14 protein-coding genes are annotated in these 21,480 nt (G+C 66.8%); 7 read left to right on the top strand and 7 right to left on the bottom strand.

Annotated features, from left to right (window positions below; genetic code table 11):
- The first annotated feature begins 152 nt into the window (after positions 1-152).
- The 4 genes from AC1Q64_RS09315 (at position 153) to AC1Q64_RS09300 (ending at position 6,277) form a co-directional block, all read left to right on the top strand.
- The gene (locus AC1Q64_RS09315; RefSeq protein WP_492251122.1) at positions 153-1,688 is read left to right on the top strand and encodes a GGDEF domain-containing protein; all 1,536 of its coding nucleotides are present in this window, start codon (positions 153-155) and stop codon (positions 1,686-1,688) included.
- Between the two features lie 139 nt (positions 1,689-1,827).
- A complete protein-coding gene (locus AC1Q64_RS09310; RefSeq protein ID WP_492251138.1) occupies positions 1,828-3,423 on the top strand; it encodes an alkaline phosphatase D family protein in 1,596 nt (531 codons plus the stop codon).
- A 276-nt stretch (positions 3,424-3,699) separates the two neighbouring features.
- Entirely contained in the window at positions 3,700-5,547 is a 1,848-nt protein-coding gene (locus AC1Q64_RS09305) for a gamma-glutamyltransferase family protein (protein ID WP_492251121.1), read from the top strand.
- A gap of 91 nt (positions 5,548-5,638) precedes the next feature.
- Positions 5,639-6,277, top strand: coding sequence for a hypothetical protein (locus AC1Q64_RS09300; protein WP_492251120.1), 639 nt, complete (start codon positions 5,639-5,641; stop codon positions 6,275-6,277).
- A 147-nt stretch (positions 6,278-6,424) separates the two neighbouring features.
- On the opposite strand, the gene AC1Q64_RS09295 is transcribed toward AC1Q64_RS09300, so the two are convergent.
- The 4 genes from AC1Q64_RS09295 to AC1Q64_RS09280 all read right to left on the bottom strand — a co-directional run bounded on the left by AC1Q64_RS09295 (position 6,425) and on the right by AC1Q64_RS09280 (position 10,801).
- Entirely contained in the window at positions 6,425-8,374 is a 1,950-nt protein-coding gene (locus tag AC1Q64_RS09295) for a sensor domain-containing diguanylate cyclase (protein WP_492251119.1), read from the bottom strand.
- A 79-nt stretch (positions 8,375-8,453) separates the two neighbouring features.
- Positions 8,454-9,209, bottom strand: a complete 756-nt coding sequence (locus AC1Q64_RS09290) for a sulfite exporter TauE/SafE family protein (protein ID WP_492251118.1) — start codon at positions 9,207-9,209, stop codon at positions 8,454-8,456.
- 175 nt (positions 9,210-9,384) lie between these two features.
- Positions 9,385-10,014 (bottom strand): pyridoxamine 5'-phosphate oxidase family protein, encoded by a 630-nt coding sequence (locus AC1Q64_RS09285; protein WP_492251117.1) that lies wholly within the window; start codon positions 10,012-10,014, stop codon positions 9,385-9,387.
- A 220-nt stretch (positions 10,015-10,234) separates the two neighbouring features.
- Positions 10,235-10,801, bottom strand: coding sequence for a carboxymuconolactone decarboxylase family protein (locus AC1Q64_RS09280; RefSeq protein ID WP_492251116.1), 567 nt, complete (start codon positions 10,799-10,801; stop codon positions 10,235-10,237).
- Between the two features lie 131 nt (positions 10,802-10,932).
- Between AC1Q64_RS09280 and AC1Q64_RS09275 the strand changes: the two genes are divergently transcribed.
- Positions 10,933-11,826, top strand: coding sequence for an AraC family transcriptional regulator (locus tag AC1Q64_RS09275; RefSeq protein WP_492251115.1), 894 nt, complete (start codon positions 10,933-10,935; stop codon positions 11,824-11,826).
- A gap of 166 nt (positions 11,827-11,992) precedes the next feature.
- Here the strand turns inward: AC1Q64_RS09275 and AC1Q64_RS09270 are convergent, their stop codons facing one another.
- The 3 genes from AC1Q64_RS09270 to AC1Q64_RS09260 all read right to left on the bottom strand — a co-directional run bounded on the left by AC1Q64_RS09270 (position 11,993) and on the right by AC1Q64_RS09260 (position 16,507).
- A complete protein-coding gene (locus tag AC1Q64_RS09270; RefSeq protein ID WP_492251114.1) occupies positions 11,993-13,639 on the bottom strand; it encodes an acyl-CoA synthetase in 1,647 nt (548 codons plus the stop codon).
- A gap of 102 nt (positions 13,640-13,741) precedes the next feature.
- Positions 13,742-15,400, bottom strand: a complete 1,659-nt coding sequence (locus tag AC1Q64_RS09265; protein WP_492251113.1) for a diguanylate cyclase domain-containing protein — start codon at positions 15,398-15,400, stop codon at positions 13,742-13,744.
- 12 nt (positions 15,401-15,412) lie between these two features.
- On the bottom strand, positions 15,413-16,507 hold the full coding sequence (locus AC1Q64_RS09260; RefSeq protein WP_492251112.1) for an ABC transporter substrate-binding protein: 1,095 nt from the start codon (positions 16,505-16,507) through the stop codon (positions 15,413-15,415).
- Between the two features lie 58 nt (positions 16,508-16,565).
- Here AC1Q64_RS09260 and dnaG point away from each other — a divergent pair, with 58 nt between their 5' ends.
- Together dnaG and rpoD are read left to right on the top strand one after the other, a co-directional pair.
- On the top strand, positions 16,566-18,623 hold the full coding sequence (gene dnaG / locus AC1Q64_RS09255; protein WP_492251111.1) for a DNA primase: 2,058 nt from the start codon (positions 16,566-16,568) through the stop codon (positions 18,621-18,623).
- Positions 18,624-18,890: 267 nt separating this feature from the next.
- On the top strand, positions 18,891-21,266 hold the full coding sequence (rpoD, locus tag AC1Q64_RS09250) for an RNA polymerase sigma factor RpoD (RefSeq protein WP_291434418.1): 2,376 nt from the start codon (positions 18,891-18,893) through the stop codon (positions 21,264-21,266).
- Positions 21,267-21,480: the final 214 nt, after the last annotated feature.

Below are 21,480 nucleotides of genomic sequence, written 5' to 3'. Positions count from 1 at the left end.
CCGCGCCCCTTTGGAACGTGTGGACAGATCTCGCAAGGGGTCCTCCCCATGTTCTTGGCTGGCATACCCGTGTGGCCCGGTGTGCCAGCACGCACAGCGCCTCGCCTGTGTCACACTTGTGCATTCCAGCATCCTGACACTGGTGCCCGCCCATGGCCGACCGACCACCTTCCGAGATCGCGCGCGAGACGCTCAAACAACTGGCCGCACGCCGACTGGCCCCCACGCCAGACAACTACCTCGCGATCTACGATGAAATAGCGGGCAGCCGCAGCCCGCAGCCTTTCCCTGAGGGGCCACTGAGTAGCATCCAGCGCGTGCTGCCCGGCCAGACACCCGCACAAAAGCGCCTGCTGGGCCAGTTTGAACGCGCCATCATCACCAAGGACTGGACGTCGCTGCAAAGCGTGATGGTGGGTTACGCCAACCTGGGGTTGCATCCGGCCACTGCCTCCAAGCCCATCGAGGTGGCCGATGCGCCCACCGCGCTGGGCGAACTGCACGCCGAGTTTGCCGAGGCCCTGGCCCGCCTCATCGACAACACCCTGCCCGCGCTGGGCGACGACGACCCTCGCGTCATCGACATGGCGCAGCAGCTCGTCACCTTCCTGCGCGAGCCCGCCCCCCTGGTGACCACCGCGCAGCTCATGCTCGGCAACTTCAGCTATCGCCTGTCGTTTGCCACCGAAGAACAAGCCTCCATCCGCGCGAGCCTGCTGGAGCTGCTGCACATGATCTTCGAGAACATCGCCGTGCTCAGCGTGGACGACCGCTGGCTTCAGGGCCAAGCCGAGGCGCTGATGAGTGCCTCGACCCCGCCCCTGACGCTGCGGCGACTGGACGATGTGCAGCGCCGGCTCAAGGACGTGATCTTCAAGCAGACCGAAGCCAAGGCGCGGTCGCTCGAGGCGCAGGAGCAGATGAAAGAGATGCTGGCCACGTTCGTCGAGCGGCTGGCACGCATCACCGCATCCAGCACCAGCTACCAGGGCACCATGGAGCGCTGCGCCGACCTGATCGGCAAGGCCAGCACCCTGCAGGAGATTGCCCCCGTGCTGCAGGAGGTGATGAGCGCCACCCGCGCCATGGCGCTCGACAGCCGCGTGACCCACGATGAGCTGCAGGACCTGCGCGAGCGCACAGAAGCCAAGCGTGCCGAGGTCGCCAAGCTGCAAGAAGAGCTGGACCGCGCCAGCGCCCAGGCGCGACACGACCCGCTGACCGGCAGCCTCAACCGCAAGGGCCTGGACGAGGCCGTGGAACGCGAGATCGCCCGCGCCCGCCGCCTGGGCTCGTCGCTGTGCCTGGCACTGCTGGACGTGGACAACTTCAAGACCATCAACGACCGGCTGGGCCACGCCGGGGGCGACGCTGCCCTGGTGCACCTGGCCCAGGTCACGCGCGAGGTCATGCGGCCGCAGGACCTGCTGGCACGCTACGGCGGCGAAGAGTTCGTGATCGTGCTGCCCGACACCACCGTCGAAGCCGGCGTGGCGGCCATGACGCGCCTGCAGCGCGAGCTGACCACGCGCTTTTTCTTGCAAGGCACCGAGAAGGTGCTCATCACCTTCAGCGCGGGCGTGGCCCAGCTGGGTGACAGCGAGAGCGCCACCGACGCCATCGTGCGGGCCGACCAGGCGATGTATCTGGCCAAACGATCGGGCAAGAATCGGGTGATGGCGGCGTGACTACCTCCCCCCTGTGTCGCCTTCGGCGCCTTCCCCCCAGAGGGGGGACGCCACCAGCACGGCGGGGCGGCCCTTGCTCGGTGACGCTGGCCTGGGCCGTGCCAGTTTTGAGCGCCGCGCAGCGACCCAGCGCCCCGCGATGACTCCGCAATTGAGGCGCAGGTTTCTGCGACATGTAGCAGTCGCTGCCACCTCGACCACCCTCCCCCGCTGGGCCTGGAGCAACCCGCCCGCGCTGCAAAGCAACCCCTTTGCCATAGGCGTAGCCAGTGGCGACCCGGCACCCGATGGCGTGGTGCTCTGGACACGGCTGGCGCTGGCCGACCCTGCGCAGATGCAAGTTGCCCACACCGTGCGGTGGGAGGTGGCGCACGACGCTGGGTTTGCCCAGATCGTGCAAAAGGGCGAGGCCACCGCGCTGCCAGCGCTCGGCCACAGCGTGCATGTGGAGCTGCAAGGCCTGCAACCAGCGCGCTGGTACCACTACCGCTTCATGCTGGGCGACGCTGTGAGCTCCACGGGCCACACGCGGACCGCGCCTGCGGCGGGTGACATGCCAGGGGCGCTGCGGGTGGCGTTTGCCTCGTGCCAGCGCTGGGAGCATGGGCACTACGCGGCGTGGCGGCACCTGGCCGCCGACCAGCCGGACCTGGTGCTTTTCCTGGGCGACTACATCTACGAATACGCCACCCCAAAAACCACCACCGACCTGGCACGCACCCACAGCCTGCGCTACGCCACCACGCTGGCCGACTACCGCGACCGCTACGCCCTGCACAAGAGCGACCCCGCCCTGCAGCTGGCCCATGCCACCTGCCCCTGGGCCGTGACCTGGGACGACCACGAGGTGCAAAACGACTATGCCGCCGATGCAGGCCGTGGCGAGACCGCCGGAAGCGCCGCCTTTCTGGCCCAGCGCAGCGTGGCGTGGCAGGCGTTTTACGAGAACATGCCGCTGCGCACGACCAGCCTCCGGGGCCCCGCGTCCGCCACCGGCTGGGACACGCTGCAGATCTACCGCCGACTGCGATGGGGGCGGCTGGCGCATATCCATCTGCTTGACAGCCGCCAGTACCGCAGCTGGCAGGCCTGCCGCACGCCCGAGGCCAGCAGCGCCCCCGCCGTGCGCCCCGCCGTGCGCCCCGCCGACTGCGCCGAGCTGGCCCAGCCGCAACGCAGCCTGCTGGGCAGTGCGCAAGAGCGCTGGCTGGATGCAGGCCTGGCCACCGATGCAGCCGGCGTCCAGGCCACGCGCTGGAGCGTGATCGCACAGCAGACGCTGTTCTCGCCGCGCCACTACCCGTCTGGCACCGTGCCCACCGACGCCTGGGACGGCTACCCCGCCGCACGCCAGCGCCTGCTGCAATCTGTGGCCCGGCACACGCCGCGCAACACGGTGCTGCTGGGCGGCGACATCCACCAGAACTACGTCTGCCGCGTGCACGCCGACGCTACGCGCGCCGACTCGGCCGTTGTGGCCAGCGAGTTCTGCGGCACCTCCATCAGTTCGCGGTCGGGCACCACGCAGGCCAAGGTGGACGCCATCGTCCGCCACAACCCGCATGTCCTGCTGGCACGCTGCGACCAGCGCGGCTACGGCCTGGCCGACATCACCCCCACGCGCTGGACCACTACCTTGCGCGTGGTGGACGACCCGTTGCGCGCTGACAGCGGCGCCTCCACGCTCGCCCGGTTTGTGGTGGAAGACGGCCGCGCGGGGCCCCAGGCTGCCTGAGGCAACCTGAGAAGGCGTGACCCAACCCGCCAGGCAGGCGAGCCCCTGATCGTTGCGCCCCGCCAGGGCCCCGGTATGGCCTGGGAACAGCCGCTGACGGTCGGTAACAACTATCTTTTTGATAGCTCCTCAGGCATGTTGCACTAGCGCTACCGCCGCAAAACACCTTCAGTCGGTGCGCAAACCCCTCAGGCAGCCCTCGGCACACCCTGGCAGGCTGAGGCAAGGCCTTTTACCATGGCCGGTTCGCAGCTTGCCCACCCCCAGGAGACCCGCATGTCACCCACTGCACTGCCTGCCACATCGCCTGTCCGCCGCCCTTTCCATCGCAGCCTGCTGGCCACGGCGACCCTTGCCGCAGTGGTGGCTCTAGGGGGCTGCGCCGGTGCGCCGTCCCAGTTCGCCTACACCGTGCCCGCGCAGCCTGAAGGCTCGTCCGGCTACAGCGAAAAACCAGGCTGGGCCACGGAGAGGGTTGCCGTGGCCGCCGCCAACCCGCTGGCCACCGATGCGGGCTACCAGATCCTCAAGGCCGGCGGCTCGGCCGTCGATGCGGCCATTGCCGTACAGATGGTGCTGACGCTGGTGGAGCCCCAGTCCAGCGGCATCGGCGGCGGCGCCTTCCTGCTGCACAGCAACGGCAAGCTGGTGGAGGCCTTCGATGGCCGCGAAACCGCACCCGCTGCCGCCGATGAAAAGCTCTTCCTGGGTGCCGACGGCAAGCCCGTGCCGTTCTACGACGGCGTGGTGGGCGGCCGCTCGGTCGGAGTGCCCGGCACCGTGCGCATGCTGGAGATGGCGCACAAGCAGCACGGCAAATTGCCCTGGGCCACCCTGCTCCAGCCCGCCATCACGCTCGCCGAGGGCGGATTCAAGATCAGCGCACGGCTCAACACCCTGGTCAAGGCAGACCCGCACCTCAAGAAGGACCCGGTGGCTGCCGCCTACTTCTACAAGGCCGACGGCGACGCGCGCGATGCGGGCGTGAACCTGCGCAACCCCGAGCTGGCCGCTGTGCTGCGCAAGATTGCCGCTGAAGGCAGCAAGGCCCTGCACGAAGGCGAAATCGCCCAGGCCATCGTGGACAAGGTGCAAAAGCACCCCACCAACCCCGGCAAGCTCAGCCTGGCCGACCTCGCCGGCTACCAGCCCAAGAAGCGCGAAGCCCTGTGCCACGACTACCAGGTGCAAACCAAGGACTACCGCGTTTGCGGCTTCCCGCCACCCAGCTCCGGGGCCATCGCCATCGGGCAGATCCTGGGCATCCTGAAGAACACCGACGCCGCCGCCAAGCCCCTGCAGGACGGCCTGCCCAGCGCGGACTGGCTGCACCTCTACACCGAGGCCGCCCGCCTGGCTTTTGCCGACCGCGCCCAGTACGTGGCCGACCCCGACTTTGTGCAGCCGCCAGCCGGCAGCTGGACCAGCCTGCTTGCGCCCGCCTACCTGGCCGAGCGTGCCAAGCTCATCGGCACCCAGAGCATGAAGGTCGCCCAGCCTGGCAACCCCGGCGCCATCAAGACGGGCTTTGCCCCCATGCCCGACCAGCCTGAATACGGCACCAGCCACATCAGCATCGTCGATGCGTTTGGCAATGCGGTCGCCATGACCACGACCATCGAAGACCAGTTCGGTGCGCGGCAGATGGTGAAAGGCTTCCTGCTTAACAACGAACTCACCGACTTCAGCTTTGCCCCCAACGACGCACAAGGCCAGCCCATTGCCAACCGCGTGCAGCCCGGCAAGCGCCCGCGCTCGTCCATGGCGCCCACGCTGGTGTTTGACAAAGCCACGGGAGAGTTGCTGATGAGCGGCGGCAGCCCCGGCGGCGCGGCCATCATCCACTACACGGCCAAGACGCTGTACGGCGTCTTCAACTGGGGCCTGATGCCGCAGCAGGCCATCAACCTGCCCAACTTCGGCTCCATGAACGGGCCCACGCTGCTGGAAGAAAAACGCTTCCCGCCCGCCACCGTGGAAGCCCTGCGCGCACGCGGCGCCGAGGTGCGCGAGATGAACATGACCAGCGGTCTGCAAGCCATCACGCGCGGCCAGGCACATGGCAAGAAGCTGTGGCTGGGCGGTGCCGATCCACGCCGCGAGGGTGTGGTGATGGGCGACTGAGATCCTGAGCTGCGCAGCCCCACCACGGGGGCGCGCAGCTGCTGCAACGCTCGCACGCTGGCGCGCCCGAACGCCAGCGAAAATCTCCACCATGAATATCCACCGATTGATCCCGACGCTACCACTGACCGCGCACCGGTGCCTGTGGCGCAGCTGCGAGGGCGCAATGCTCGCCTGGGCCCTGTGCGTGGCGCCAGCGCAGGCTCAGGTGCGTGCGAGTGCGCCACCGCAGGCGCAGCCCGCCGCGCTGGCCATGGCCGCGCCGTCCCCATCGCCCACACCTGCTGCCCCGCTACAGCCGCTGCCAGCGGGCGTGGAGCTGGGCATGGGCGCGGACGCCCTGCGCGAAGCAGTGCCCGGTGCAGCGCGCGTACCGCGCCCGCAGCGCCTTGCCGGAGGGCTGACCGGCCTCTGGCGGCTGGAGCCTGTAGTGATCGCTGGGGTGTCCGGTGCGCAAACCTTTTTCTTCGGCGGGCGGGAACTGCGGCGGGTCGAGTTCGTCGCCGATGCCAGCGACCAAGCCGATAGCGGCGCAGCCGCATTTGGAGCCATGCTCGCCTTTGGCCGCAGCACCTACGGGCCGGAGACCGCCGCCAACGACCCCAGCGGCAGCTATGCCGCATGGACCCACGGAGGCCTGGAGGTGTATGCCCAGCGTGTGCCCGCACCGCGCGCGACCGTGCGGTGGGTGATCAAGCAGAGCGAGGGCAAGGACGCCAGCGAGCTGTGATGCGCGGCCGGGCAATCGCACACGCGACTTTACGACTCCGACGCGGTGATGTGAATAAAAAAAGGCCGATAGCGCTTATGAATAAAGCGCCAAAAGCTCCTAAATCAGGAGCGATAGCATCAACGGCAAAGCACCACCAGGCGCCTGTCAATCCGACGAACCTGCGATACCACCATCGGCGAGCGGGCTCAGTGCGGTGTCGATGCTGAAGCGGTTCTTGCCCGCCTGCTTGGCCGCATACATCGCGGCATCGGCCTGGGCGAGCAGCGCATCGGCATCGCTGCCATGGCGCGGGAAAAGCGCCGCGCCCACGCTGGCCGAGATGTGTGCAACAGCACCGTCCAGCAGAAAAGGCTGTTTCATCGCAGACAGCACCTTGCCCGCCACAACCTCGCAGTGGTCAGCATGCTCGATGGTGGCTAGCACGATGCCGAACTCGTCGCCGCCCAGGCGCGCCACGGTGTCTTCGGCGCGCACGCAGTCTTCAAGCCGCCGGCCCACCTGCTGCAGCAACAGGTCGCCCGCCGCATGGCCCCACTGGTCGTTGACGGACTTGAACCCGTCCAGGTCCACGTAGAGTACGGCAGCATGCCGCCCATAGCGGCGTGCCGATTCGAGAACACGCGCCAAGCGGTCGTGGAACATCACGCGGTTCGACAGGCCCGTGAGCGCGTCGTGCAGCACATCGTGCGACAGACGCATCTCCAGCTCCTTGCGCGCGCTGATGTCCTGCGTCACCACCACGAGAAAGTCCGGGTGACCCTGGGCGTCTTTGACGAGGCCCAGCGCTTCGTACACCCACAACAGGCCGCCGTCCTTGCGCCGGTAGGCCTTTTCCATCTCGGGGGAGAACACGGGCGAGTGCGCCACCAGGCGCCGTGCCAGGAATCGGCGCACGGCTTCACGTTCGCTCTCGTCACTCAGTCCGAGGAGGTCGCGCTGGCGCAACTCGTCTAGCGAGTAGCCCAGCATGCGGCAGAACTTGTCGTTGGCACGCAGGATGCGGCCTTCAGGCGTGATGTGGGCGATTCCGGTGGCCGCCTGGTGGAAGGTGGCGCGGAACAAGCCCTCGCTGGACGTCAGTGCATCGGCCACGGCCCGCTGGCGTGCCAGCACCACAATGAGCAGCGCGCCAAAACACAGCAGCGCGACACTGGCACCCGCCGCCAGGGCGATGTAGTCAACGCGCCGCTGCATCACCGGCGCCAGCACCTCGTCGGAGGCCGAACCCACCGTCACCATCAACGGGTGGCCTGCCATCGTGCGGTAGCTCAGGATGCGCGGTACACCGTCCACCGCGCCTTCTTCATCGATCAGCTCACCTTCGGGATCTTGCGTGCGGCGCTGAAACCACGGCAGGCCCCGCGCATCGGCGCCAAAGCTGATCTTGCCCCCCGCCTTGCGGCCGCGCACCACGCCGTCCAGCCCCGTCAGCTCCAGTAGCCCCCATGCGCCCAGGTCGGCCTGGCGGTAAAAGTCAGTGAAGTTCGTCGGGTCCACCGACATCACCACCACACCAACAAAGCGGCCTCCCTCGCCAACGATGCGCAGCGCCATCGGAATGCGCCACTGCCCCGACACGCGCCCCAGCACGGGCTCGCTCACAAACAGGTCATCGCGATCGCTGGCCTGCAGTGCCTTGAAAAAGGCGCGGTCGCTGTAGTTGACGGCCCCAGTCTCCTGGCTGCTGCTGACAATGTCGCCCTGGTCGTTCACCACGCTGATGATGGTGAACATGGGCTCGCGGATCACCCCCCTCTCCACCCAGTCGTGCAGGTCGATGTCGGCGCCCTGCTGCAGGTACTGCTCGCGCACGAAGGCCGCGACCTGCTCGGCCGCCTTGAGGGTGCGGAACACCTGCTGCTCGAAGGCGATGGCCAAGTTGGCATTGGACTGCATGGCCGAGGCAACGGCCTGCTCGCGCTCGAACGCCACGCGCTGCAGCGTGACCAGCCAGAAACCCGCCACAGCAACGATGCAGCCCAGCGCAATCGCCAGGCTCAGCGGCGTGACAAGGCGATAGCGGCGACGCGGGGCTCCGGCCTCAAGACGGTCGTCCGCGTCCGGTGGCCGCGTGGTGTCATCTTTTTGGTGCATGCCCCTCCCAATGTAACGGGGCATGTGCGGCAAGTCGACAACAGGATGGCCACCGGGCGCGGCCCACGCAAATGGAACCCTACGCGAGCCGCGCCAGCACCTTGGGCAGGCTGGCCACCAGCATCGCCACCCCCGACAAGGTCAACATGCCCAGCACGATCTGCCGGAACCGCGCATCGCTGATGCCGTGGTACAGCCGCGCTCCCAGCAGCACGGGCACCAGCATGGCGGGCACCACGATGGCCAGCAACGGGAGTGCTTCTCGGGTGACCAGGCCGGTGGCCAGGTAGGTGAGGAAGGTCACCAGCAGCATGGCCAGGTTGAAGTTCTGGATGATGGCGCGCTGCACGTCCTTGTCCAGACCGCGCAAGGTGCACCACAGGGTGGGCAGCACGCCAGTGAAGCCGCCCAGCCCACCCATCAGGCCGCCCGCCATGCCCACCAGCGCGTCGGCCACGCGCCCGCCGCGCGTGATGCGGGGCAACTGCTTGGCCATCAGCATGGCCGGGCACCACAGCACCAGCAGCGTGCCCAGGATGACCTTGAACGCGTCCATGTCAAGGCGGGGCAACACGGCCACGCCAATGGGGATACCCACCAGGCCGCCCAGCACAAAGGGCAGCAGGCGCACCCGGTCGAAACCCCGGCGCACCGTGGCCGCCGCCACCAGCTGGCCGGTGAGTGCGCCGCACACCGCCAGCAGCGCGGCCAGGCGGGGCTCCAGCGTCCAGGCCCAGAACGACATGGCCACCATGCCGAAGCCAAAGCCCGACAGGCCCTGCACAAACCCGGCGGCCACTGCACCCAAGGCCACGATCAACAGCACGGAATCCATGTCTCCCCCTCTATCTGGTGTGAACGTGCGCGGGGGCTTGCTTCACCCAATAGCGAACCTCAAGCGCCTGCGGGCTTGGCCATTTGGTAAGTGACACGCATGCCTTGCGCACCCAGCCGCCATTGTGTGCGCTGGCAGCGGGGGCAACGCTGTTGCTACCCATCGCGGTGGCCGTTCAATACAGCGTGGCCTGCTGGCGCGCTGGCAGTTCTCGGTCGTAGGCGGCGCCGTCAAACTCGCCTTGTGTGATGGACGCCAGGATGGCACCGGGGGTGGGCACGGGGCGCGGGGTGCCGGGCGGCACGGCATGCCACAGGCGCGAGCGCTGGATGGCGCGCGCGCACTGGAAGTACACCGCCTGCACATCGACCACGACCACACACTTGGGCGGCTGGCCGTTGACCACAAAACGCGCCAGCAGGTCGGGCGCGACGCTGATGTGCGCGCGACCGTTCACACGCAGCGTCTCGCCCACGCCGGGGATGAGGAACAGCAGCGCCACGCGCGGGTCCGCCACGATGTTGCGCAGGCTGTCGGCGCGGTTGTTGCCACGGCGCTCGGGCAGCAGCAGGGTCTTGTCGTCCAGCAGTTGCACAAAGCCGGCGGGGTCGCCACGCGGCGAGGCGTCCAGCCCACCGGGGCCGGTGGTGGCCAGCACGGCAAAGGGCGACGCCGCGATCATGGCGCCGTAGGCGGGGTGCACATAGGGCAGCTCTTTGTGGACGGAGGCATCGCTCAGCGGGCCCAGCAGGGCCTCCAGGCGTGGCAGTGTGTCGATGGCGTGCTCGTCGCGGGCGGGATTCATGGGGCGGCTTCCTTCGGGTGGGTGGGCAAGGGAGCGGCCATGGTGCAGCAGGCCTGCCGCGCTGACAAACGACTTTGCAGCCGGTCATGCGTGCAAAAAACGCACGCATGGGTCTTCGCGAAGGACTGCCTGCGACTACTTCGTCACAGGACCGCGTCAGCTGCAGCAACAGAAGCGGCGCGCATCCGGCCCACCGGCCAGACGCGCGCCGCCCCATCGTTCAGCGCGACGGGCGCAGCTTGACACCAGGGAAGTCCACCGGCACTGCCAGCGCCACGTTCACGTAGTTGGTGAACAGGTTGAGCGCCACATGGGCCACGATCTCGACGATCTGCTCGTCGCTCACGCCCTGGTCGCGCAACGCCTGCACATCGGCCGCATCCACCTGGCCGCGTTCGTTGACCAGTTGGAGCACAAAGCGCAGCACGACGGCCGTGCGCGGGTCGGCCGATTCGCCCGCCTGCGCGGCGGCCAGGGCCTCGCCACTCACGCCCGCCTTGCGGCCGAGCGCCGTGTGGGCCGCCAGGCAGTAGTCGCAGGCATTGCGGTTGGCCACGGCCACGGCGATCTGCTCGCCCAGGGCGGCACCGATCACGCCGCCGCCCAGCGCGCCAAACGCGCCCCACATGCTTTGCAGCGCGGCGGGCGAGTTGGCCACGGCGCGGAACATATTGGGCGTGGCGCCAAAGGCTCCGTGGACCTGGTCGAGCACGCTGCGCACAGCGCCGATGGCGGCGGTGCGGTCAACGAGGGGGACGCGGGCGACGGAAGAAGAAGTAGCGGACATGGTGTGTTCCTTGAAAGTCATGAAGGGTTGGTGAGAACTTGTGCCTGTCCTCGGCACCCCTGCAGTGTCCGGCGCCAGCGTGTACCATTAGGCACATAAAATCCACAATTCATACCAAATCATCCAAAACCATGCCACCAAGCGTTCCTACACCCGCGCAGGCCTCCACCCCGCTCGACCGGTTGTCGCCGCTGCTGGAGCAGTTTCGGGTGCGGGCGCACCTGTTCCACAACGGGCCGCTGTGTGGCGTGACGCACTTTGCGGCGGCGCCGGGCCGGGGCTTTTTGCATGTGCTGCGCCGGGGCGAGATGGTAGTGACGCACCAGCCCCAGGCGGGCCCACCCAAGCGGCTGGAGGTGTGCGAGCCCAGCCTGCTGTTCTATGCCCGGCCGCTGGAGCACTTCTTTCACAACGCGCCCACCGAGGGCTCGGACTTCACCTGCGCCGCGCTGGACTTTGACGGCGGTGCCAGCCACCCGCTGGCGCGCGCCCTGCCCCCGCTGGTGGTGCTGCCGCTGGGTGCGGTGGACGGGCTGCAGCAGTCGCTGGACCTGCTGTTTGCCGAAACCGACCGCCTGCGCTGCGGCCACCGCGTGCTGGCCGACCGCTTGTTTGAAGTGGTGCTGTTGCAGTTGCTGCGCTGGCTGTTGGACCACCCGCAGCAGGCGCAGATGCCCCCCGGCCTGCTGACGGGTCTGGCCGACCCGCAACTGTCGCGTACGCTCACGGCCCTGCACGAGGCGCCCGGCGAGCCGTGGAGCCTGGCGCAGATGGCGCAGCAGGCGGGCATGTCGCGCAGCGCGTTTGCCGCGCGCTTCAAGGCCGTGGTGGGGGACACGCCCGCCGACTACCTGGCGCACTGGCGGCTGACGCTGGCGCAGGCGCACCTGCGTGCGGGCCGGTCGCTCAAGTCCTTCGCCCGCGAACTGGGCTATGCCAACCCCTCGGCGCTGTCGCGCGTGTTTGCGCAAAAGCTGGGGATGTCGGCAAGGGACTGGCGCGAAGCGGGAGGCGAAGGACGCTGACACCCCGCCCTGGCAGCGCCGCCAAGGGCGCCCGGTAGCCCCTGGCCCGGACTTTCAAGCCAAAAGCGGCGGATGCGCTAGTGGAATATGCGCAAGCAGCTATCAATTACATAGCAAATAGCCACTCACCGCGCGCGCGCCCCTCCACGAGGCGGGTCACGCCTACTCAGACGTTGATGGCTGCTGCCGACCCGGCCTGCTTGCGCAGCTCGAACTTCTGGATCTTGCCGGTGCTGGTCTTGGGCAGCTCCCCAAACACCACGGCGCGCGGCACCTTGAAGCCCGCCAGGTGCTTCTTGCAATGCGCCACGATGTCTTCGGGTGTGGTCTGCGCGCCGGCCTTCAGCTCCACAAACGCACACGGCGTTTCGCCCCACTTGGGGTCGGGCTTGGCCACCACGGCAGCGGCCAGGACGTCGGGGTGGCGGTAGAGCACGTCTTCGACCTCGATGGAGGAGATGTTCTCGCCACCCGAGATGATGATGTCTTTGCTGCGGTCCTTGATCTTGATGTAGCCGTCGGGGTACTGCACGGCCAGATCGCCGCTGTGGAACCAGCCGCCCGCAAAGGCCTCGTCGGTGGCCTTGGGGTTCTTGAGGTAGCCCTTCATGGCAATGTTGCCCTTGAACATGATTTCGCCCATGGTTTCGCCGTCCTGCGGCACGGGCAACATCGTCTCAGGGTCGAGCACGCGCACGTCGCGCTCCAGGTGGTAGCGCACGCCCTGGCGGGCGTTGAGGCGGGCGCGCTCGCCAATGTCGAGCGCGTCCCAGGCCTCGTGTTTGGCGCACACGGTGGCCGGGCCGTACACCTCGGTCAGGCCGTACACATGGGTCAGATCAAACCCCATCTTTTCCATGCCTTCGATCATCGACGCCGGTGGCGCCGCGCCTGCCACCATGGCCTTGACGCCTGCAGGAACGCCCGCCTTCATCGCCTCGGGCGCGTTGACCAGCAGCCCGTGCACGATGGGCGCGCCGCAGTAGTGCGTGACGCCGTGGTTGCGGATGGCATCGAAGATGGCCTGCGCGTCCACGCGGCGCAGGCACACGTTGACACCCGCGCGCGCCGCAAGGGTCCACGGAAAGCACCAGCCGTTGCAGTGGAACATGGGCAGCGTCCACAGGTACACCGCGTGCTTGGGCATGTCCCACTCCAGCACGTTGCTGATGGCATTGGTGGCGGCGCCCCGGTGGTGGTAGACCACGCCCTTGGGGTTGCCGGTGGTGCCGCTGGTGTAGTTGAGCGCAATCGCATCCCACTCGTCGGCAGGCAGGCTCCAGGCAAAGGTAGCGTCGCCACTGGCCACAAAGGCCTCGTACTCGGTGCCGCCCAGGTTGTGCACGGCGGGGCCGTAGAGCGCGTCCTGCACCTCGATCACGCGGACGGGCGTAGTGCCCGTGCGCAGGGTCAGCGCCTTGGCCATGGTGCCGGTGAATTCCGGGTCCACGATCACGGCCTTGGCCTCGCCGTGGTCGAGCATGAAGGCGATGGCCTCGGGGTCTAGCCGGGTGTTGAGGGTGTTAAGCACGGCGCCCGCCATGGGCACGCCAAAGTGCGCCTCCACCATCGGGGGCGTGTTGGGCAGCATCACGGCCACGGTATCGTTCTTGCCGATGCCGGCCTGGGTCAGTGCGCTGGCAAGCTGGCGGCAGCGCGCGTAGGTCTGGGCCCAGGTCTGGCGCAGCGTGCCGTGCACGATGGCCAGGCGATCGGGGTAGACCTCGGCCGTGCGTTCGATGAACGACAGGGGCGACAGGGCGGCAAAGTTGGCTTCGTTGCGGGGCAGGTGCTGGTCAAAGATGGAGGTCATGGGTCGGTGCAAGAAGGTGAACAACACACAGCCTAGCGCCGCAGGCTGACACGAAAGCAACACGGGCCATGCGTCAACGGTGTTGGCTGCGGTGCAGCAGCCTCACAACCTTCGCTTGTGGCTTTGCTTGACGCGGTACATGGCCGCGTCGGCGCTGGCCATCAGTGTGCGCGCATCCTGGGCGTCGCGGGGGAACAGGCTCAGGCCGATGCTGGCGCGCACCGGCAGCGGCTGGCCGTCAATGTCCAGCGGCGGCTCGAACGCGTGCTGCAGCTTGGTCACGATCTGCAGCGCAGCCTCTTCGGAGTCCACGTTTTCGCAGAGCACCGTGAACTCGTCCCCTGCGAGCCGGGCCACGGTATCCACCTGCCGCACGGCGCCGACGATGGTGCGCGCCACCGCCTGCAGCACCAGGTCGCCCACGGCATGCCCGCGCGTGTCGTTGATGGCTTTGAACTCATCCAGGTCCACAAACAGCAGGGCACAACTGCGGCCGCTGCGACGCGACAGCTCCAGTACCTGCGTGAGGCGCTGCTCGAACATGCGGCGGTTGGGCAGGCCGGTGAGTGCGTCGTGGTGCGCCAGGTGGGCCATGGCATCGCGGCTGAGGTTCAGCTCGGCCAGCTGCCGGCTGATCTGCTGCTCCATGTCGTGGAAGCTGCGGGCCAGCTCGCCCACCTCGTCTCCCCGGTGAACGGGCAACGCGCCATGCGCCTGGCCGCGCGAAAACGCCTGCGCCGCCTTCACCATGACCTGCAGCGGTTGGGTGACCAGGCGCGACACACCGGCCGCCAGGGCCACGCCCACCACACTGAGCACCAGCAAGATCTTGAGGATGCTGCGCCCCAGATCCAGCACCTCGCCCTGCACCACCGCCAACGGCTGCGAGAGCCCCACCACCATGAAGCGCCCCTCGTCCGCGTTGCCAAACGGCATGCGCACAAATGCAAACACTCGCGCCTCTTCGTCATCGGTACCGGGCTGGCTGAGCACGGCCTCTTCAGCACGGCCATTGACCAGCGCAGCCACCTGCGGGAACGACTCCTGGATCAGGATGCGCTGGCCCCGGTCAAAGCCAAAGGTCTGCGCGGCGTCCGGGTGCACCAAAAAGTCGCCCCAGCGGTTGCTCAGATAAAACCCGTAGGGCGTAGGCAAGGCGGCGTTGAAGTTGTGCAGAAACGGCGCGGCCGCCACCCGCACCACCACCACGCCCCGCAGCTGGCCCCCCTGCACCACGGGCGACGCCATGTTGAACACGGGCACGGCGGCCTCCTGCGCGGCGTCTTCGTGGTTGATGCCGAACTCGGACACATACACCTCCCCATCGGGCAGGCTGAGGGCCTCGAACACAAACGGGAAGTGCGACTTCTCCTGCAGCAGATCGTCGGGCACGCGCACCAACTTGTCGCCCTGGCGGTCGATGCGCACCAGTTCCAGCCCATAGTCACTGGCACTGATGAAGCGTACCTGCAGGTACGCGGGGTGGGCCTGCAGGCTGGCCTTGAACAACTCGGCCAAACGCCCCTGGTCTTGCTCGACGGCGGCCGCATCAGCCAAGAAGGCCGTATCGCGCGCCACCGTGCCAAAGCCCGCCTGCATGTGGCGCGCCAGCACCTGCGTGGTGGCCAGCAGCGAGCGCTCGGCCCGCCCCTGCAGGCGTTCACGGCTCGAATCGAACGTGTAGTAGCCCGCCAGAATGGCAGCGAACACGCTGAACGAGGCCAGCAGGGCCCCCAGCCTCAGCGCGATGCTCCATGTCATGCGCGCCATCACTCAGAACCGGTTGGGTCGGTCGCCCGACACAATGCGCTGCCACAGCCGGGCGCGCAAGGTTTCGTCTTCCACCGGTTCCAGCCACACGATGGGGCCCATGGGCACATCGCCCGCCAGCGCAGGCGGCTCGTCCAGCGTGTTGGCCAGGCCCTGTCGCCGCGTGAATTCTCGGCTCACGGCGGGGTCGAGCATGTAGTTGATCCACTCGGCAGCCAGAGCCACCTGGGTGGAGCGGCGGGTGATGGCCCAGCAGTCCAGCCAGGCCAGTGCACCCTCCTTGGGCACCACGTAGCCCACATCCAGCCCCGCATCGCGCAGCTGCTTGAGCTGCTGCTGGCCGTAATTGGCATGCATCACCGCCACCTTGTGTTTGCGGAACAGCTCGACCGACTCCTCGGGCAGGCTGTAGAACGACCGCACATTGCGCCGCAGGGCCACCAGGTCCTTGGCCAGCGGGCTGAAACGGGCGGGGTCGATGCGAAACGGCGGCAGGCCCCGGCGCATGGCAGCCAGCGAAAACCCGTGGCTGCTGCCGTCAAACGCCAGCACCTTGCCCTGCCAGCGGGGGTCCCACAACACGGAGATCGAATGCGGCGGGGTGCTGAACTGCTGACGGTCGTACACCAGCCCCATCTCGGAATAGGTGAAGGGCATGGCATAGACCTCGCCCCGCCAGCCAATGCCCGAGATGGTGTGCAGCTGACGAAACCGGGGCAGCTGCCCTGCGGTGTTGCGGATGTTGCCCAGGGGCAATGGCGCGAGCTTGTCATGGAGGATCAGCCGCGCAATTTCTGCCGTGTTGGCGGCCACGAGGTCAAAACCCGGCCCGTCGGTGCTGTCCATCTTGGCGCGCAAGACGTCGTCCGATGCCACGGTGGTGATCTCCACCTTGACCCCGTGGCGCTTCTCGAACACCTCTACAAAGTCCGGGTCGGCATAACCCGGCCAGGCCAGCACCCTGAGGACCGTCGCGGCCTGCGAGGCCGCCGGCAGCAATACGAGCCCCGCCAGCGCCACCAGCAGCACAGGCAGGCTGGTGCACCACCTTCGCAGCGCCCTGCCCGCCAACGCCCCCCGACACGCCGTGAACCCCATGCCAAAAGCCTTTCCAGCAATAACTGGTTACAAACAGTTTACGCGGACAATAGGGCGCGTGACGATCCCTCAGTCTTTCATTCAGGAACTGCTCACCCGTGTGGACGTGGTGGACATCGTGGGGCGCTACGTGCAGCTCAAGAAGGGCGGTGCCAATTTCATGGGACTGTGCCCGTTTCACGGGGAAAAGTCGCCCTCTTTCAGCGTCAGCCCCGCCAAGCAGTTCTATCACTGCTTTGGCTGCGGCAAGAATGGCAATGCCATCAGCTTTCTGATGGACCACGCGGGCATGGGGTTTGTCGAGGCCGTCCAGGACCTGGCCCAGAGCGTGGGCCTGCAGGTGCCCGATGACGACATCTCCCCGCAGGAAAAGGAACGCGCCGCCGCCGCGCGACAGAAACAAGCCACGCTGAACGAGGTGCTGGAGAAAGCCGCCGACGCCTACCGCCGCCACCTGCGCGAGTCGCAGCGCGCCATTGGGTATTTCAAGGGCCGGGGTGTTTCGGGCGCGGTGGCCAAGCGCTACGGCCTGGGCTACGCGCCCGAAGGCTGGCGCAGCTTGGCCAGCGTGTTCCCAAGCTACGACGACCCGCTGCTGGAGGAAAGCGGCCTGGTCATCGTCAACGACGAAGACGGTGGCAAGCGCTATGACCGGTTTCGCGACCGGGTGATGTTTCCCATCCGCAACGTCAAGGGCGAGTACATCGGCTTTGGTGGCCGGGTGCTGGGGGACGACAAGCCCAAGTACCTCAACTCCCCCGAAACCCCGGTATTTCACAAGGGGCGCGAGCTGTATGGCCTGTTCGAGGCCCGCACGCCCATCCGCGAGGCGGGCTACGCACTGGTCACGGAGGGCTACATGGACGTGGTGGCCTTGGCGCAACTGGGCTTTCCGAACGCGGTGGCCACGCTGGGCACGGCATGCACGCCCGAGCATGTGCAAAAGTTGCTGCGGTTTACCGACGCGGTGGTGTTCAGCTTTGACGGCGACAACGCCGGGCGGCGTGCCGCGCGCAAGGCGCTGGACGGCGCCTTGCCCCATGCCACCGACACGCGCAGCATCAAGTTTCTGTTCCTGCCCGCAGAGCACGACCCGGACAGTTTCATCCGCGACCATGGCACCGACGCCTTTGCGCGCCACGTGAGCAACGCCATGCCGCTGAGCCGCTTCCTGGTCGAATCGGCCAGCGAAGGCTGCGACCTGGCCACTGCCGAGGGCCGCGCCCACATGGCCAGCAATGCACGCCCGCTGTGGACGGCACTGCCAGACGGCGTGCTCAAGCGCCAGCTGCTGGGCGAGCTGGCCGAGCTGACCCAGCTCAATGCCCGCGACCTGTCCGACCTTTGGGGGCAGGCAGCCGCCCGCGACGGCCTGCGCTCTGCACACCACGCGCCGCCGCAGCGCCAACAGCCCCGCCCCGCCCCTGATGACGCCCCCAGCTGGGATGTCCCGCCCGACACCGATGGCTGGCAACCCCACAGCGAATCGACAGGCCAGGCCTACGACCCCGGGTACAGCAGTTATGGCAACCAGGGGGGCTATGGAGGCCAAAGTGGCTATGGCAGCGGCAGCAAGCCCCCGTTTCGCAAGGGGGGCGACTGGAAAAGCGGCGGAGGCTGGAAAAAACGTGACAAGGACGCTCCCTGGCCACCCCAGCCCCGCCTGCCCCGCACACCGGCCATGGGCCGGGCCGACCACGCAGCGCGGCTGCTGCTGTCGCACATGGCGTTTCTTGAAGAGCTGACGCACGACGACCACACCACGCTGTCGGCCCAGCCCGCACCCCATGGGCCGCTGTTTGCATGGCTGGAGGCGCAGTTTCATGAGCATGGCGCCCTGGCCTGGGCCGTGCTGCGCGAGAGCCTGCGCGACCACGAGTGCGAGGCGCTGGCCGTGAAGGTGATGACAGGCTCGCATGCACAGACCGAAGGCGAACTGCACGAACTGAGGCTGGAGCTGCGCGATCTGCTCACCCGCATGCAGATCGAGGACATCAAGGAGCAGCAAAAGGTGCTGGTGCTGCAAGTGGCGCAAGACCCGTCGGCCCTGGAGCGCTACCGGGTACTGGCCGAAAAGCGCAAGGAACTGGAGCAAATAACGCCAAAAACCACTTGAATCGAGCCCGGGCGGTATAATATAAGGTTAGTTATTGGCAAGAGCGACAGCAGCACCTCCGAGCCGGACCACCGTGACAAACGCGCACCTATGCGCTGATGGGTCCACTTATCGCAAGGACTGCACACCAAATGATCGCCCAGACATCTTGCCGCTGAGGGTGTCCCCTCCAGACGCAAAGCCCTGGTTGCTTTGCGTTGCCACCCGCGCCGGGATCTGAGGCGCTTGCGTTTTCTTTGTGTCCGTTTTTGATTCTGAGGTTGCTCCATGCCCGCTCAAAAGTCCGCGAAGTTGCCCAAGTCTGCCTCAGGCACCGCCGCAAAGGCTGTCTCCAAAACCGCGGCCAAAGCGCCGGCCAAGGCGCCCCCCAAAAAGGCCGCTGCCGCCGCGCCCGCCCCGGTCGCCAAGAAAGTGAAAACTGTGCCCGTGAAAAGTACCGCCGAGCTGATCAAAGCTGCCGATGAGTTGCTGAAGAAGAAACCTGCCCGCGCCAAAGCTGCGGCTGCCTCCGAAGACGAAGACACCCCCAAGAAGCGCCCTGGCCGCCCCGCCAAGGCAGCCGGTGCCGCCGAAGCCAAGGCCCCCGCCAAGCGTGGCCGCAAGCCCAAGGCAGCTGCCGGTGGCGATGAAAGCGTGGACGATACCGACCTGTCGGACATCGAAGCCGATCTCGAAGGCGAGATCGAAGAGACCCCCGAGGCAGCCGCCACGGTCGAGAAGGTCAAGCCCCTGCGCATGAAGATCAGCAAGGCCAAGGAACGGGCCTTGATGAAGGAATTCGGCCTGGACGAAACCGTCCTGTCCGAAGAAGACATGCAAAAGCGCCGCCAGCGCCTGAAGGCCCTGATCAAGCTGGGCAAGACACGCGGCTACCTCACGCACGTTGAAATCAACGACCACCTGCCCGACAAGCTGGTCGATGCCGAAACCCTTGAAGCCGTCATCACCACCCTGAACGACCTGGGCGTGGCGGTGTACGAGCAGACGCCTGACGCCGAAGCGCTGATCATCACGGACAACGCCCCTGCTGGCGCCACCGAGGAAGAAGCCGAAGAAGCCGCAGAAGCCGCGCTGTCCACCGTGGACTCGGAATTCGGCCGCACCACCGACCCGGTTCGCATGTACATGCGCGAAATGGGTACCGTGGAGCTGCTGACCCGCGAAGGCGAAATCGAAATCGCCAAGCGCATCGAAGGCGGCCTGATGGCCATGATGGAGGCGATCAGTGCATCGCCCGCCACCATCGCCGAGATCCTCAACATGGGCGAGGAGATCCGCGAAGGCAAGGTCGTGATCTCGACCATCGTGGACGGCTTCTCCAACCCCAACGAGGCCGACGACTATGTGGCCGAAGAAGACTTCGACGAATTCGATGAAGCCGATGACGACGACGGCAAGGGCGGCTCCAAGGCGCTGACCAAGAAGCTCGAAGAACTCAAGAAGCAGGCGCTGGAGCGCTTCGACAAGCTTCGCGAGCTGTTCGAAAAAGTGCACAAGGTTTACGACAAGGAAGGCTACGGCACCCCTGCGTACGTGAAGGCCCAGCAGGCCCTGTCGGCCGAGCTGATGACCATCCGCTTTACCGCCAAGACCATCGAGAAACTGTGCGACATGGTGCGCGGCCAAGTGGACGACGTGCGCAAGAAGGAGCGCGAGCTGCGCCGCATCATCGTGGACAAGTGCGGCATGCCCCAGGAAACCTTCATCAAGGACTTCCCGCCCAACCTGCTGAACCTGCAATGGGTCGAGAAGCAGGCCGCTGCGGGCAAGCCCTGGTCGGCCGTGATTGCACGCAATATCCCGCCCATCCAGGACCTGCAGCAAAAGCTGATGGACCTGCAGTCGCGCGTGGTCGTGCCACTGGCAGAGCTGAAAGGCATCAACAAGCGCATGAACGAAGGTGAAGCCACCTCGCGCGATGCCAAGAAGGAAATGATCGAGGCCAACCTGCGCCTCGTGATCTCGATTGCCAAGAAGTACACCAACCGTGGCCTGCAGTTCCTCGACCTGATCCAGGAAGGCAACATCGGCCTGATGAAGGCGGTGGACAAGTTCGAATACCGCCGTGGCTACAAGTTCTCGACGTACGCCACATGGTGGATTCGCCAGGCCATCACGCGCTCGATCGCCGACCAGGCGCGCACCATCCGTATCCCGGTGCACATGATCGAGACGATCAACAAGATGAACCGCATCAGCCGCCAGCACTTGCAAGAGTTTGGTTTCGAGCCCGATGCGTCCATCCTGGCTGCGAAGATGGAGATCCCCGAGGACAAGATTCGCAAGATCATGAAGATCGCCAAGGAGCCGATCTCCATGGAAACGCCGATCGGGGACGACGACGACAGCCACCTGGGGGACTTCATCGAGGACGGTGCGAACACCGCCCCTATCGAAGCCGCCATGCAGGCTGGCCTGCGCGACGTGGTCAAGGACATCCTGGATGGCCTGACCCCCCGCGAAGCCAAGGTGCTGCGCATGCGCTTTGGTATCGAAATGACCAGCGACCACACGCTGGAAGAAGTGGGCAAGCAGTTCGACGTGACCCGCGAGCGCATTCGCCAAATAGAAGCCAAGGCGCTGCGCAAGCTCAAGCACCCCAGCCGTTCGGACAAGCTGCGCAGTTTCATCGACTCGCTGTAAGTCTCGCGACTCAGCCTTCGTTGGCTACAACGCCCTGCCCCGCACCTGCGGCGCAGGGCGTTTTTCATGGTGCGCAGCCCAGAAAAACGGCTATGCACAGCACCCTCCTCCGCGTTTACCCTGATGCCGGCGACAGCAGACTGACAGTTTGGATGGCGACCATTGCGCGCACAGCCCGGGTAGTAGTGTGCGGATCCCCAAGCATGCCACCACA

It is taken from the genome of Acidovorax sp. GW835-FHT14G06 (genome assembly GCF_058793595.1).
The sequence above is the reverse complement of the archived record's forward strand: the minus strand, read 5'-3'. Positions and strand labels throughout refer to the sequence as shown.